The sequence below is a fragment of the Achromobacter pestifer genome (assembly GCF_902859625.1).
GTDB lineage: Bacteria > Pseudomonadota > Gammaproteobacteria > Burkholderiales > Burkholderiaceae_B > Achromobacter > Achromobacter pestifer.
Genome location: NZ_CADIJX010000001.1, coordinates 873,496 through 888,170 on the forward strand (window position 1 = coordinate 873,496; position 14,675 = coordinate 888,170).

The following is a 14,675-nucleotide window of genomic DNA, read 5'->3' on the forward strand; positions in this document are numbered from 1 at the left end:
CCGTCGTACAAAAACTTAAAACATATCAAGGTGAAAACATGCAGCTAACCCGTACCGTGAAGCTATTGAGCGCGGCGCTATTGGCGCTTGGCGCCCATGCCGCCCAGGCCAACAAGGCTGACAACTCCCTCAACATCGCCTTCGACGCGGCGCCCGCCACGCTGGACGCCTATAAGGAATCGGATCGCCCCGGCCTGGCGCTCGCGCGCATGGTCTTTTCTGGTCTGCTGCAAAAGAATCAGGACACGGGCGAATTCGGCCCGGCCATCGCCACGGGATACAAGTTCGTCGACGACACCACCATCGAACTGCCCATTCGCCGCGACGTGAAATTCCACGACGGCTCGCTGCTGACGATCGACGACGTGCTCTACACGTTGAACCTGGTGTCTTCCGAAGGCTATAAGGCCCGCTTCCAGAACCAGGTGGCATGGATTGCCAAGGTTGAAAAGGTCGGCGACGACACCGTGCGCATCAAGATGAAGACGCCGTATCCGCTGGCGCTGGAAATGCTGTCGGAGAACCTGCCGATCTATCCCCAGAAATACTACGAGGCCAACCAGTCCGACATGGGCGCCAAGCCCATCGGCACCGGCCCTTACCGCCTGACCGACAGCCAGCCGGGCAGCCGCTACGTGTACGAGCGCTTCGACGACTATTTCGGCCCCAAGCCCGCCGTGAAGAAGCTGGTGGTTCGCGTGCTGCCCGATGCCAATACCCAATACGCCGAATTGTTGTCCGGCGGCCTGGACTGGATCTGGCGCGTACCGCCGGACGTGGCCAAGCGCATGGAAAAGACGCCTTCCGTCACGGTCAAGAGCAGCAGCATCATGCGCATCAGCTATATCTCGCTGAACCCGCGCGCGGACGACGGCAAGTCACCGCTGGCCAAGCAGGAAGTGCGCCAGGCCATCAACTACGCCATCGACCGCGAGGCCATCCGCCGCGCCCTGGTGGGCGGCGCATCCAAGGTCATCAACGCGGCGTGCAACCCGGCACAGTTCGGCTGCGCGGCCGACGTCCAGACCTACAAGTTCGACCCTGCCCGCGCCAAGCAACTGCTGGCGCAAGCCGGTTACCCCAATGGCGTCACGCTGGACCTGGTGATCTCGGCGCCGCCGCGCGCCATTCTGGATGCGGCCGCCGCCCAGATGGCGCAGGCCGGCATCAAGCTGAACCTGGTGGAACAGCAGTACGGCACCGCAATGACCAACTGGCGCGACGGCAAGATCGCCATGCTGTCGTCCAACTGGGGGTCGTACGGCATCGCCGATGCCGCGCTGTCCACCAGCAACTTCTTCCGTGGCGGGCCCGACGACCAGGCCCGCAATCCGGAAGTCATCAAGTATCTGGAAGCGGCTGACACGTCGGTCGACCGGGATCTGCGCATCAAGAACTACACGGCCGCGCAAAAGATCATTGCCGACCAGGCGTACTGGGTGCCGTTGTGGAACCACTCGCTGAACGCCGTGCAGGCTAAAGACCTGAATTTCTCGGTGGACGGCGACGAGTTCCCGCGCTTCTACAAGGCCACCTGGAACTGACCCGGCTTGGCCGGCCGCGCCGGCGCATGGCCTGTCCTGCACGGATGCTTCGGCATCCGGGCCGGGCGGCCCGCGCCGGTGCCACGCGACAAAGGTTGACCCATGATTGCATTCCTCTTCCGCCGTTTGCTGGTTGCCGCCTTGCTGGTGGTGTTTGTGTCGCTGATCAGCTTTTCGCTGGTATTCGCGTCCGGCAACCCGGCGGCACGGCTGGCTGGTGAAGGCAGCGCGGCTGATGCCGTGCGGCTGTCGCAGCAGCACGGTTTCGACGATCCGATCCTGGTGCAGTACGGACGCTGGCTGACCGGCGTGGTGCGCGGCGATTTCGGCGACAGCCTGTACTTCAGCCGGCCGGTGGCCGAATTGCTGGGCCAGCACTTCCCCGCCACCGCCAAGCTGGGGCTGGCCGCGATGGCGTTCGCGCTGTTGCTGGCGATTCCGCTGGGCGTGCTGGCCGGATTGCGCAAGGGCTCGTTGATTGACCGCGCCACGATGCTGCTGTCGGCCTGCGCGCAGGCCATGCCGCCGTTCTGCCTGGCGTTCCTGTTGATCATCGTGTTCAGCGTGCGCAACCAATGGCTGCCGGCCTCGGGCTTCGACAGCTGGAAGCACTACATCATGCCCGTCGTCGCCCTGGGGCTCTTCGCCATGCCCGCGATGCTGCGTCTGATGAAGTCCGAAATGGAAACGGTACTGGCCACCGACTACATCCGCACTGCCCGCGCCATGGGCCTGGGCGGCGCCAGCGTGGTGCTGAAGTACGCGCTGCGCAACGCGTTGCGGCCGCTGGTATCGCTGGCGGCGGCGCAGATGGGCACGCTGCTGGCGGGCTCGGTGGTGATCGAGACCGTCTTCGCCATCAACGGCGCCGGCCTGCTGGCCTGGACGTCGATCCTGCGCGGCGACTTTCCCACGATGCAGGCGCTGATCCTGATCTTTGCGCTGATCTACATCGTCCTGACCCTGGTTGCCGACCTGATCAACGGTTGGCTGGACCCCCGCGTGCGAGCCGCCTCATGAGCACCGTTCTGTCTTCTCCGATTCCTGCCCCGGCGCGTGGCGACCGGCTGGCCCGTTTGGGACGCCGTTTTGGTCTGGCCATGCTGGCGCTGTTGGTGCTGGCAGGCCTGATCGGCCCCTACCTGATCCCGCATGACCCATACACGCAAGACCTGCTGGCGCGGCTGCAAGAGCCTATCTGGGGCGAAGGCGGCGACTGGAACCATGTGCTGGGCACCGATCAGCTGGGCCGCGACGTGCTGGCCCGCGCCCTGTACGGCGTGCGGGTCTCGGCGCTGATCGGCCTGTCCGTCGCGTTGATGGGTGGCCTGATCGGCACCACGCTGGGCGTCGTGGCCGGTTACTTCGGCGGCGCCGTGGACCGTGCCGTGTCCTTTCTGATCACCGCGCGCCTGGCGCTGCCCATCATCCTGGTGGCGCTCGCCGTCGTGTCGGTGGTGGGCGCGTCCTTGACCGTGGTGGTGCTGGTGCTGGGCCTGCTGCTGTGGGAGCGCTACGCGCTGGTGGCGCGCACCATGGCTGCCAGCCTGCGCAACGCCGAATTCGTCACGGCTTCGCGCCTGCAAGGCTGCACGCATCTACAGATCATCTGGCGCGACATCCTGCCCAATCTGGTCGGCAACCTGCTCATCATCGGGACCGTGGACGCCGCCATGGCGATCACGCTGGAGGCCTCGCTGTCGTTCCTGGGCCTGGGCGTCCCGGCCCCGATGCCGTCGCTGGGCCTGATGATCGCCGAGGGCAAGGAAAACATGCTGTTCCAGCCGTCCCTGGTGGTGATTCCCAGTGTGGTGCTGTTCGTGCTGGTCTTGTGCGTGAACCGCGCTGGCGAGACGTTGCGCGCCATTCAAATGAAAAAGGGCTGACGCGCCATGACCACGACCAGCCATCCTCTTCTGCGGGTCCAGGACCTGCACATCGACATCCACACCCCCACGCACACGAAGCACGTCGTGCGCGCGGTGGACTTCAGCCTGGAACGCGGCAAGACGCTATGCATCGTGGGCGAATCGGGTTGCGGAAAATCGCTGACGGCCCTGGCCCTGCTGGACTTGCTGCCCGCCGCCGCCCGCCGCCGTGTGGCGCGCTTGGAATTCGCCGGCCAGGACCTGGCGGCGCTGACGCCACGGCAGTTGGCGCAGTTGCGCGGCGCCCGCATCGCGATGATCTTCCAGGATCCCATGACGTCGCTGAATCCGGTGTTCCCGATCGGCACGCAGCTGATCGACGTCTTGCGTCGGCATAAGCGCGTCAGCCACCGCGAAGCCGCCGAGCGTGCCGAGTATCTGCTGCGCCGGGTCGGCATCACCAACCCGCAAGAACGCATGCGCCAGTATCCGTTTGAATTGTCGGGCGGTCTGCGCCAGCGCGTGATGATCGCGATGGCCCTGATGTGCGGCCCGGAATTGCTGATCGCCGATGAACCCACCACCGCCCTGGACGTGACCGTGCAGGCCGAGCTGCTGGACCTGCTGCGCGACATCCAGGCTGAGTTCGGCCTGGGGATGGTGTTCATCTCGCACGATATGGGCTTGGTGGCCCGCATCGCCGACCACGTCATCGTCATGTACGCAGGCGATATCGTCGAGGGCGGTAGCGTGCAAGCGGTGCTGGAACATCCCAGCCATCCCTACACCACCATGCTGTTGAATTGCATTCCGCAACCCGGCCGCACCGCGCCACGCGCCGAACTGCCCACCATCGCGGGCGCCGTGCCTTCGCTGGACACCGCCATCCGAGGCTGCGCGTTCCGCGAACGCTGCCCCGTGGCCGAGCCGCGCTGCGCGCAGCCGTTCCCCGCGCGAGAACAAGGCGGGCACCGCTGCCTCTGTGTCAAACCCGGCGCCTTGCGCCAAGGAGCCACGGCATGAGCGCACCCATTGCCTCCCCCGCCAGCATCAGCCTGAACGCGCTGTCTTTCCAATACGGCCGCGCCAGCCTGTTCTCCCGCCGTGCCGCGCCGCGCATCCTGCATGACATCGATCTGCACGTTCCCGCCGGCAAGACCATCGGCCTGGTTGGAGAATCCGGCAGCGGCAAGTCCACCATCGCCAAACTGATGCTGGGGCTGCTGGCGCCCACCCAGGGCCAAGCGTTGCTGGATGGTCAGCCGCTGGCCGCCATGCCGGCGCGCGCCCGGGCCCGCCGCATCCAGATGGTGTTTCAGGACCCGTATTCCTCGCTGAATCCGCGCCGCACCATCCACGAGATCCTGACTGCGCCGTTGCGCGTTCATGGCATCGGCAATGCGCCTGCGCAAGCTGCGTCGGTGCGCCGGATGATGGACGCCGTGGGCCTGGTGCCTGCCTTTGCCGCCCGTTACCCGCGCGAACTGTCCGGCGGCCAACGCCAGCGCGTGGCGATCGCGCGGGCGCTGATGCTGGAGCCCCAGTTGCTGATCTGCGACGAACCCACTTCCGCGCTGGACGTCTCGGTACAGGCGCAAATCCTGAACCTGTTGATGGAGCTACAGCGCGAACGCGGCCTGGGCTATCTGTTCATCAGCCACAACCTGGCCGTGGTGCAGCACATTGCCGACGAGATCGTGGTGCTGCAGGGCGGCCGCGTGGTCGAACGCGGCACGGCGGACCAGGTGTATTTCTCGCCCGTCCATCCCTATACCCGGCAACTGATCGGCGCAACGCTCGCCGTGCCGCAAGCCCAGGAACTGGCCGCATGAATTCCCTACGTGATCCGCATTTCCTTCTGGTCGGCAACGACGAGAAAGTCACCTGGGACGACGGGCGCATACGCTTTCTGGCGCCGGGGCACGACACGCTCAGCATCTTTGATGCTGCCGCCGATCCCGCGGCACCCGTGCTGGTCGCCACGCTGCCCCTGAACAATTCCCTGTTCGGCCCGCCCGTGAACCTGACGGTGACGCCCGACCAGCGGCTTGCGCTGATCGCTGATTCCATGGCCTGGCCGGAACGCGCGGACGGCGCAGGCTGGCAGCCGGCCGCCGGGCACGATCTGCATGTGGTCGACCTGCGCGCCACGCCTCCCGTCGTCGTCCAGACACTGCAAATCGGCCTGCAACCCTCGGGGCTGTCGATCAACCGCGCCGGCACGCTGGCGCTGGTCGCCAACAAGGCCGGCTGCTCGGTATCGGTGTTGAAGATTGCCGATGGCCGGGTTCAGGCTTGCAGCGAGGTGGACGTGGGCACGCCGGTCGTGGCCGTGTCGTTCGCGGCCGACGGCCGCCGCGCCTTCGTCGTCAAGACCGACACGCATCGCCTGGGTGTGCTGCACATCGACGACAGCGGCTCGACGCCCCGCGTCACGCATGATCCCGCCGAAGACCTGACCACCGGCCTCGTGCCCTTCAACCTGGTCGTGTCGCCCGACGGCGCGCTGGCGCTGGTGGTGGACATGGGCAGCCCCACCGCGTCGGACGGCCATGCGGATTCCATCAGCGTGATCGACCTGCAAAGCACGCCGCCGCGCGTCATCGACCGTCTGATGGTTGAAGACGGCCCCGAAGGCATCGCCATCAGCCCCGACGGCCGCCACGCCGCAGTGGCGATCGTGCAGGGCTCGAACAATCCGTCTTCCGAATGGTTTCACCACCCCCATGGGCAGATCGTGCTGCTGCGCATCGACGGTCTGCGCGTCACCCGCGCCGGTGCCATCGATGTCGGTGCGCTGCCCGAGGGCGTGGCGTTCAGCCCGTGCAGCCGCTACCTGTACGTGGGCAATTTCCTGGACGCGACCCTGCAAGTGCTGGCCGTCGGAGACAACGGCCTGAGCGATACCGGCACCCGGATCGCCCTACCCGGCCACCCCGCATCCATGCGGGGGCAATCCTACTGAGCGGGGCCGCACCCCGCCGCCGATCCCCCCCTGATCCCTCCATCCACCCCCATCTGCTTCTGGAGCCCCAATGACGCTTTTCTCTAAACACTTCCGCGCCCTGCTGGGCGGCGCCCTGATCACTGCGGCCGGTTTCGCGCCGCTGTCGGCCCATGCCCTGGACATCAAACTGGGCCACGTACTGGCCCCCAGCCACAGCTGGAACAAGGCCGCCGAAGGCTTTGCCGCCGAGGTCAAGGAAAAGACCTCGGGCCGCGTCAACTTCATCCTGTTCCCCAGCGGCCAGCTGGGCAATGAGAAGACCATGCTGGAAGGCTTGCAGATCGGCAGCCAGGGCGCGGCCATCATCGGCTCGGGGTCATTGCAGCCGATCGAACCGAAGTTCGGCGTGGTCGAACTGCCCTACACCTGGTCCACGTCGCAACAAGCCTATAAGGCCTTTGACGGCGAACTCGGCGACGCCCTGGCCAAGCTGGCCGACAAGAAAAACCTGACCATCATTTCGTGGTGGGAAAACGGCTTTCGCCACGTCACCAACAATCGCGGTCCCGTCGCCAAACCGACCGACCTGGCCGGCTTGAAGACCCGCGTCACGCCCGACAAGATGCGCCTGGACACCTTCACCGCGCTCGGCGCCAACCCGGCCCCGCTGGCGTTCGGCGAACTGTATTCGGCGTTGCAGCAGAAGGTGTTCGACGCGCAGGAAAACCCGCTGTCCATCATCTACACCTCGTCCTTCTTTGAAGTGCAGAAGTACCTGTCCCTGACCGGTCACGTCTGGGGACCGGCCAACCTGATCATCTCCAAACCGGTCTGGAACCGCATTTCGGCCGATGACAAGAAGATCGTGCAAGCCGCAGCCGACACGTGGCGCGACGCCCAGCGCAAGATGATCACCGAAGGCGACCAGCAGTTCGTCGCCCAGTTGAAGGAAAAAGGCATGCAGGTCAACGAGGTCGACAAAGCCGCCTTTGCCGCCGCCGTCCAACCCGTGTGGAAGACCTATTCCGTCACCTACGGCCCTGAATTGATGGCCCTGGTTCAGAAGTACCGCGAGGCCCAGTAATGCTCAACCGACTGTCCGCCATTCTGTCGGGCATCAGCAAGGCCTTTGCCGCCCTGGCGGTGGCCTTGCTGGCGATCCTGATCTCTTACGTGGTGTTCTCGCGCTTTGTCATGCACACCACCCCGCATTGGGCCGAGGAATTGCCCCGCCTGGTGCTGGTGTGGTCCGCCTTCATTGGCGGGGTTGCGTGCAGCTTCGAGCGTTCGCACCTGATGGCCGGCCTGCTGCCATTCATCGTGCGCAATCCGCGTGTGCTCAACGTGTTCGAGCGCGTGAATCAGGCGCTGGTGATCGTGGGCCTGATCGCACTGGGCTACGCCGGCTGGCAATTGGCCGACCTGACGATGGACCAGACGCTGCCCGCGCTGGACGTGTCCGCCGGCACGGTCTACCTGGCGCTGCCCTTCGCCTGCGCGATCACCGTGGTCGTGCATCTGGCGCAGCTGTTCGCGCCCGCCACCGCCACCGCCACCGAATAGGATTAACAAGATGTCTTCGGGTGCTCTCTTTCTGATGGGCGTATTCACGATCACGGTGCTGATCGACATGCCCATCGCGTTCGGCCTGGTGCTGTCCTGCCTGGCCTATCTGGCGGTCTACGACTCCGCGCCCATGATGGTCGCGGCGCAGCAATACGTCGTGGGGCTGGACAGCTTCACACTGCTGGCCATTCCGCTTTTCATCCTGGCCGCCCAACTGATGAACGGCGCCGGGCTGACCCAACGCATCGTGCGGCTTTGCGCCGCCATCGTGGGCGACATCAAGGGCGGCCTGGCTGTCGTGGCCGTGCTGGCCTGCCTGATGTTCGGCGCCCTGTCGGGATCAGGCGTGGCCGACGTGGTGGCGATCGGCAGCCTGTTGCTGCCCGCCATGGCCCGCAGCGGGTACGACAAGGGCTTCTCGTGCGCGCTCGTCGGCAGCGCCGGCGCCACGTCCACCATCATTCCGCCCAGCATCGTGCTGATCGTCTACGGCACCATCACCGACACCTCGGTGGGCAAGCTGTTCGTGGCCGGCATCATCCCGGGCATTCTGCTGGGACTGTCGCTGATCGGCGTGGCCATCTGGCAGTCGCGCAAGCACAATTGGGCGGGCGGCCAACCGTTCTCCTGGGGTGAACTGCGCGCCGCCGCCATCGACGCCCTGCCCGCGCTGATGGTGCCGGTGCTGATCATCGGCGGCATCCGCTTCGGCATCTTCACGGCGACCGAGGCCGCCTCCAGCGCCATCGTCTACGCCTTGCTGATCGGCTTCTTCTGGTATCGCACGCTAAGCCTGAAATCCCTTTGGGACAACCTGAAGTCCACCGGGGAAAGCAGCGCGTCCATTCTGTTGATCATCGGCGCATCGGGCCTGTTTGCCTGGGTGCTGGTGGCTGAACAGGTGCCGCAGGCCTTGTCCACGTTGCTGGTGGAATGGACGGACAGCAAGACCGCCGTGCTGCTGGTGCTGACCGTGGTGCTGTTGCTGCTGGGCACCTTCATGGAAGCGATTCCCGTCATCATCATCGTGGCGCCCGTCGTGATGCCGGTGCTGGCACACTACAACATCGACCCGGTGCATTTTGGCATCTTGCTGTCCATCAACATGGCCATCGGCGCCAATACGCCGCCCGTCGGCGTGGACTTGATGGCCGCCTGCAAGATCGGCGGCATCAACATGATGCAGACCTTGCGTCCGCTGTCCTGGATGATGCTGGCCATGACCGCCGTCATGCTGCTGCTGACCTTTGTTCCTGAACTGGTGCTGTTCCTGCCGAGGCACGTGCAATGACTCAGACAACTTACAAACGCCGCCCCGCCGCCCTGCGGCGCAGCTGGATGTTCGTGCCGGGCCTGGACCCGGCGGCGCAGGCTGCGGGCCTGGACAGCGGCACCGACGCGCTGGTCGCCGACCTGGAAGAGTTCACCGCGCCCGCCGAACGGCCGGCCGCGCGGCCACGCATCGCCGCGCTGTTCGCCGAATGCCGGGCGCGCGGCGTGGTGGCCGCCGTACGCATCAACAAGCTGGAAGACGATGGTCTGGCGGACCTGCGCGGCGTGATGGCCGGCGCCCCCGACGCGGTGTTCCTGCCCCATGCCGAGAGCGCTGCGCAAATCGTCGCGCTGGACGAGGCCATCAGCGCCTTGGAAACCGAACTGGGCCTGCCGCCGGGCAACACCGAGATCGTACCCACCCTGGAATCGGCGCTGGGCCTGGTGCGCGCCCATGACATTCTGACGGCCAGCCCGCGTGTGTCCGCCTGCCTGCTGGCGGCCGAAGACCTGACGGCCAGCCTGGGCGCCGAGCGCGGCAAGGACGGCATCGAACTGCATGCCGTGCGTGCCCGCTTCCTGGTGGACTGCATCGCGGCCGGCTGCGTGCCGATCGACTGCCCGTTCAACTACCGCGACCTGCCCGCCCTGGAAGCCGACCTGCGCTGGGCACGCCGCCTTGGCCTGAAATCCAAATGCGCGACCGTGGCTGAACAGATGCCCTTGATTCACACCGTGTTCACCCCGGGCGCGGCCGAAGTCGATGCCGCCCACGACTGCGTGGCCCGCTTCCTGGCCCAGCGCGCTGGCCGCCACGACGCCGAACGCATTGATCCCCCTACCTACAACACCGCGCGCCGCCTGTTGGCGCGCCATGACCAATTCCAACGATGGGCCGCCGAGCGCCGCGCGCCGGCCGTCCCGCACCAAGGAGACTCCGCATGACGTCAGCCGCTTTACCCGAACGCAATGGCGGTCAGATCCTGATGCAGCAATTGCGCATCCATGGCGCGCGCCGCGTGTTCATGATCCCCGGCGAAAGCTATCTGCCCTGCATCGATGCGCTGAACGAGCACACCGACGCCATCGAGCCGATCGTCTGCCGCCAGGAAAGCGGCGCGGCCTACATGGCCGAGGCCTATGGCAAGCTGACCGGCGAACCCGGAATCTGCTTCGTGACGCGAGGCCCAGGCGCCACGAATGCCAGCATCGGAGTGCACACCGCCTACCAGGACTCCACGCCGATGATCCTGTTCGTGGGCCAGGTGGGCAACGACTTCATGGAACGCGAGGCCTTCCAGGAAATCGACTACCGCCGCATGTTTGGCCAGATGGCCAAGTGGGTGGCGCAGATCGACCGCACGGATCGCATCCCCGAATACATTTCCCGCGCCTTTGCCGTCGCCACCAGCGGACGGCCCGGGCCCGTGGTGCTGGCCTTGCCCGAAGACACGCTGTGGGGCACCGCCCGCGTGGCGGACCTGCCGCGCTATCCGCGCATGCATAGTCACCCCGGCGCCGCCGATCTGGCGCGCATGACCCAGTTGCTGGACGCCGCCGAGCGCCCGTTCCTGTTGCTGGGCGGCAATGGCTGGCACCAGACCGCCATTGATCAGATCGCGGGCTTTGCCGAACGTTTTGAACTGCCGGTGGGGACCGCCTGGCGGCGCCTGGAGTGTTTTGACCAGCGCCATGCCAACGCCGCCGGCCACGTCGGCTGGGCCATGACGCCCGCCCTGCGCCAGCGCCTGCGCGACGCTGACCTGGTGCTGGCCGTGGGCACGCGCCTGGGCGAAGCCACCACCGAGGGCTACACCGTCATTGAAAGCCCGATGCCGCGTCAGAAGCTGATCCACGTCTACCCTGACGCCGCGGAACTGGGCCGCGTGTTTTCACCGACGCAGGCGATCGTTGCCGACGTGGCCAGTTTCGCCGCCAGCGTGGCATCGCTGACGCCGGGACATGCCGCCCCGCGCGCCGATGCCGTGCGCGCCGCGCACCAGGAACTGGTTGACAGTCTGGCCCCGCTGCCCTCGCCCGGCCCCATGAGCCTGGACGCCGCGGCCGCCTATGTCGACGCGCACATTCCGGCCGACGCCTGCATCACCGTGGGCGCCGGCAACTACGCGCTGTATCCACACCGCTACCGTCGCTACGCAGGCCCGGGCACCAGCCTGACCCCGACCGTCGGATCGATGGGTTACGGCCTGCCCGCCGCCATTTCCGCCAAGCTGGAAGACCGCCAGCGCACCGTGGTCTGCTACGCGGGCGATGGCTGCTTCCAGATGAACATGCAAGAACTTGGCGTAGCCCTTCAATACCGGTTGGGCGTCGTGGTGCTGGTGTTCAACAACGGCATCTGGGGCACCATCCGCGCCCACCAGGAACGCGAGTTTCCGGCGCGCACCATCGCCCTCGGTTTCGAGAACCCCGATTTCACGCAGATCATCCGTGGCTATGGCGGTTACGGCGAAGCGGTCGAAAACACCGCGGACTTCGGCCCGGCCTTTGAACGCGCGCTGGCCTATGCCGACGAACACAGCATGCCCGCGCTGCTGGAAATCCGCTATGACGCCAACGGCATCGCGCCCGGCGAAACGCTGATGGGCATCCGCGAAGCCGCCCAGGCCCGCATCGCCCGGGCTGGCCTTTGATCAACAGGACTGAACCGATGACAACGACGATTTCAATCAATGGGCAGCGGCTATGGCAGTCGCTGATGGATCTGGCGCAGATTGGCGCCACGCCCAAAGGCGGCAACTGCCGCCTGGCACTGACCGCGCTGGACGGCCAGGGCCGCGATCTGGTCACGGGCTGGATGCGTGACGCGGGCATGACGCTGCGCGTGGATCAGGTGGGCAATATCTTCGCCCGCCGCAACGGCCGCAACAACGATCTGCCCCCCATCATGACGGGCAGCCACATCGACACCCAGCCCACCGGCGGCAAGTTCGATGGATGCTACGGCGTGCTGGCCGGGCTGGAAGTCATGCGCAGCTTGAACGATCACGGCGTTGTCACCGAGGCGCCGCTGGAAGTGGCCATCTGGACCAACGAGGAAGGCTCGCGCTTTCTGCCCGTCATGATGGGGTCCGGCGTGTTCGCCGGAAAATTCCCGCTTGAAGTGGCGCTGAACGCCCGCGATCACGACGGCAAATCGGTAGCCGATGAACTGGCCGCCATCGGCTACGCCGGGCCCGATCCTGTCGGCGGACGCCCGGTGGGCGCGTACTTCGAGGCGCACATCGAACAAGGCCCGATCCTGGAACACGAAGACAAAGTGGTCGGCGTGGTGACGGGATCATTGGGCGTGCGCTGGTACGACGTGGTGGTGACCGGCATGGAAATGCACGCCGGCCCCACGCCGATGCCCATCCGCAAGGATGCGCTGTATGCCGCCACCTTCCTGCTGCAAGCGGTCGTGGGCATCGCCAACGACCATCAGCCCCACGGCCGGGGCACGGTGGGCGAGATCCATGCGCATCCCGGTTCACGCAATGTCATCCCCGGCCAGGTGCGCTTCACGGTGGACCTGCGCCATGAAGACGAAGCCACGTTGACGCAGATGGATGCGCGCTGGCTGGCCACCTGCACGGAAGTCGCCGCGCGTCACGGGGTGACAGTGGACGTGAAGCAGGTGCAGTACTTCCCGCCGACCCCGTTCGACCTGGACCTGGTTGGCAAGGTACGCGACGGCGCCGCCCGTCGCGGACTGGCCGCCATGGACATCGTGACCGGCGCCGGCCACGACGCGGTCTACATGGCCAGCGTCACGCCCACCGCCATGATCTTCGTACCGTGCAAGGACGGCGTGAGCCACAACGAAATCGAAGACGCCAAGCCCACGGACCTGGAAGCCGGCTGCAATGTGCTGCTGGACGCCATGGTCGCGCGCGCCAACCAACTGGGGACATCTGCATGAGCCAACACGATTCCGCCTATTGGCACGCGCGTGCCACCGCCCAGGAATTCAACGGCCGGGCCTACATCGACGGCGCCTATTGCGATGCCGCCGACGGCGCAACCTTCACCGCATTCAGCCCCGTGGACGGCCGCGAACTGGCCAATGTGGCCGCCTGCGGCCAGGCTGACGTGGACCGCGCCGTGCAAGCGGCACGCCGCGCCTTCGAGGCCGGCGTCTGGAGCCAGCTGGCGCCGCGTCAGCGCAAGGAACGCCTGCTGCGCCTGGCCGCCCTGATCAACCAGCACACCGAGGAACTGGCGCTGCTGGAAACGCTGGACATGGGCAAGCCCATTCGCGATGCGCTGGCCTTCGACGTGCCGGAAACCGCCCGCTGCTACGCCTGGTACGCCGAAGCCATCGACAAGATTTACGACGAGATCGCGCCGACCGGACCCGATGCGCTGGCCACCATCACCCGAGAAGCGCTGGGCGTGGTGGCGGCCGTGGTGCCGTGGAACTACCCGCTGATGATGGCGGCGTGGAAGGTCGCGCCCGCGTTGGCGGCAGGCAACAGCGTCATTCTGAAGCCGGCCGAACAGGCCTCGCTGTCCTCGATCCGGCTGGCGGCGCTGGCCGAGGAAGCCGGCATCCCGGCAGGCGTCTTCAATGTCGTGCCCGGCCTGGGCGCGGTCGCCGGGCAGGCGCTGGGCCTGCATCCCGATGTGGACTGCGTGGCCTTCACGGGATCCACCGCCACCGGCAAGCGCTTCATGACGTATTCCGGACAATCCAACCTGAAGCGCGTGTGGCTGGAATGCGGCGGCAAGTCGCCCCATATCGTGTTCGACGACTGCCCCGATCTGGACCGTGCCGCGCAGGCCGCCGCGCTGGCCATTTTCTCGAACCAGGGCGAAGTCTGCATCGCGGGTTCCCGGCTGTATGTGCAGGACGGCATCTACGACGCCTTCATGGAAAAGGTCGCCGCCTTCGCCGTCAGTCTGCAACCCGGCGACCCGCTGGACCCCGCCACTGCCATGGGCGCCATGGTCGACGAACGCCAGATGCAGGGCGTGCTGGCCCGTATCGCCGCGGGCCAGTCGGAAGGCGCCAGCCTGCGCGTGGGCGGCAAGCAAGCGCGCCACGCGACAGGCGGCTATTACATCGAACCGACCATCTTCGATTGCGCCAGCCAGGACAATTCCCTGGTCCGTGAAGAGATCTTCGGCCCGGTGCTGGCCGCCCAACGCTTTGGCGACGAAGACGAAGCCGTCCGCCTGGCCAACGATTCGGTCTATGGCCTGGGCGCCGGCTTGTGGACGTCGAACCTGTCGCGCGCGCATCGCTTGTCGCGCCGCTTGCGCGCCGGTCTGGTCTGGATCAACTGCTATGCCGACGGCGACATCACGGTGCCCTTCGGCGGCGTCAAGCAATCCGGTTTTGGCCGCGACAAGTCCCTGCACGCGCTGGACAAGTATTCCGACCTGAAGACCACCTGGATCAGCCTGACCGTATAAGGCCCGTGGCCGCGGGCCGCCTTAGCGTGGCGGCTGCCTTGCCCATGCCGTTTCGCGCTA

Annotated in this window: 13 protein-coding genes; all 13 read left to right on the top strand. The window is 66.2% G+C overall.

The window, feature by feature from the left end:
* Window positions 1-38: 38 nt before the first annotated feature.
* The gene (locus tag HV753_RS03695; protein WP_175173055.1) at window positions 39-1,544 is read left to right on the top strand and encodes an ABC transporter substrate-binding protein; all 1,506 of its coding nucleotides are present in this window, start codon (window positions 39-41) and stop codon (window positions 1,542-1,544) included.
* A gap of 102 nt (window positions 1,545-1,646) precedes the next feature.
* Complete coding sequence (locus HV753_RS03700; protein ID WP_175173056.1) at window positions 1,647-2,564, top strand: ABC transporter permease; 918 nt, start codon at window positions 1,647-1,649, stop codon at window positions 2,562-2,564.
* Window positions 2,561-3,430 (top strand): ABC transporter permease, encoded by an 870-nt coding sequence (locus tag HV753_RS03705; RefSeq protein ID WP_175173057.1) that lies wholly within the window; start codon window positions 2,561-2,563, stop codon window positions 3,428-3,430. Before HV753_RS03700 ends, HV753_RS03705 begins: the two co-directional genes overlap by 4 nt.
* A gap of 6 nt (window positions 3,431-3,436) precedes the next feature.
* Window positions 3,437-4,435 (top strand): ABC transporter ATP-binding protein, encoded by a 999-nt coding sequence (locus HV753_RS03710; RefSeq protein ID WP_175173058.1) that lies wholly within the window; start codon window positions 3,437-3,439, stop codon window positions 4,433-4,435.
* Window positions 4,432-5,244, top strand: coding sequence for an ATP-binding cassette domain-containing protein (locus HV753_RS03715; RefSeq protein ID WP_175173059.1), 813 nt, complete (start codon window positions 4,432-4,434; stop codon window positions 5,242-5,244). Before HV753_RS03710 ends, HV753_RS03715 begins: the two co-directional genes overlap by 4 nt.
* On the top strand, window positions 5,241-6,377 hold the full coding sequence (locus tag HV753_RS03720) for a lactonase family protein (protein ID WP_175173060.1): 1,137 nt from the start codon (window positions 5,241-5,243) through the stop codon (window positions 6,375-6,377). The genes HV753_RS03715 and HV753_RS03720 overlap by 4 nt, the downstream gene beginning before the upstream one ends.
* A 70-nt stretch (window positions 6,378-6,447) precedes the next feature.
* The gene (locus tag HV753_RS03725; RefSeq protein ID WP_175173061.1) at window positions 6,448-7,443 is read left to right on the top strand and encodes a TRAP transporter substrate-binding protein; all 996 of its coding nucleotides are present in this window, start codon (window positions 6,448-6,450) and stop codon (window positions 7,441-7,443) included.
* On the top strand, window positions 7,443-7,922 hold the full coding sequence (locus HV753_RS03730) for a TRAP transporter small permease (RefSeq protein WP_175173062.1): 480 nt from the start codon (window positions 7,443-7,445) through the stop codon (window positions 7,920-7,922). Before HV753_RS03725 ends, HV753_RS03730 begins: the two co-directional genes overlap by 1 nt.
* A 10-nt stretch (window positions 7,923-7,932) precedes the next feature.
* Window positions 7,933-9,216: a TRAP transporter large permease gene (locus tag HV753_RS03735; protein ID WP_054426825.1), complete on the top strand. Its 1,284-nt coding sequence runs from the start codon at window positions 7,933-7,935 to the stop codon at window positions 9,214-9,216.
* A complete protein-coding gene (locus HV753_RS03740) occupies window positions 9,213-10,142 on the top strand; it encodes an HpcH/HpaI aldolase/citrate lyase family protein (protein WP_175173063.1) in 930 nt (309 codons plus the stop codon). The genes HV753_RS03735 and HV753_RS03740 overlap by 4 nt, the downstream gene beginning before the upstream one ends.
* Window positions 10,139-11,851, top strand: a complete 1,713-nt coding sequence (locus HV753_RS03745) for a thiamine pyrophosphate-binding protein (protein ID WP_175173064.1) — start codon at window positions 10,139-10,141, stop codon at window positions 11,849-11,851. Before HV753_RS03740 ends, HV753_RS03745 begins: the two co-directional genes overlap by 4 nt.
* Window positions 11,852-11,868: 17 nt before the next feature.
* The gene (locus HV753_RS03750; RefSeq protein WP_175173065.1) at window positions 11,869-13,119 is read left to right on the top strand and encodes a Zn-dependent hydrolase; all 1,251 of its coding nucleotides are present in this window, start codon (window positions 11,869-11,871) and stop codon (window positions 13,117-13,119) included.
* A complete protein-coding gene (locus tag HV753_RS03755) occupies window positions 13,116-14,615 on the top strand; it encodes an aldehyde dehydrogenase (protein ID WP_175173066.1) in 1,500 nt (499 codons plus the stop codon). The genes HV753_RS03750 and HV753_RS03755 overlap by 4 nt, the downstream gene beginning before the upstream one ends.
* The last annotated feature ends 60 nt before the right edge of the window (window positions 14,616-14,675 follow it).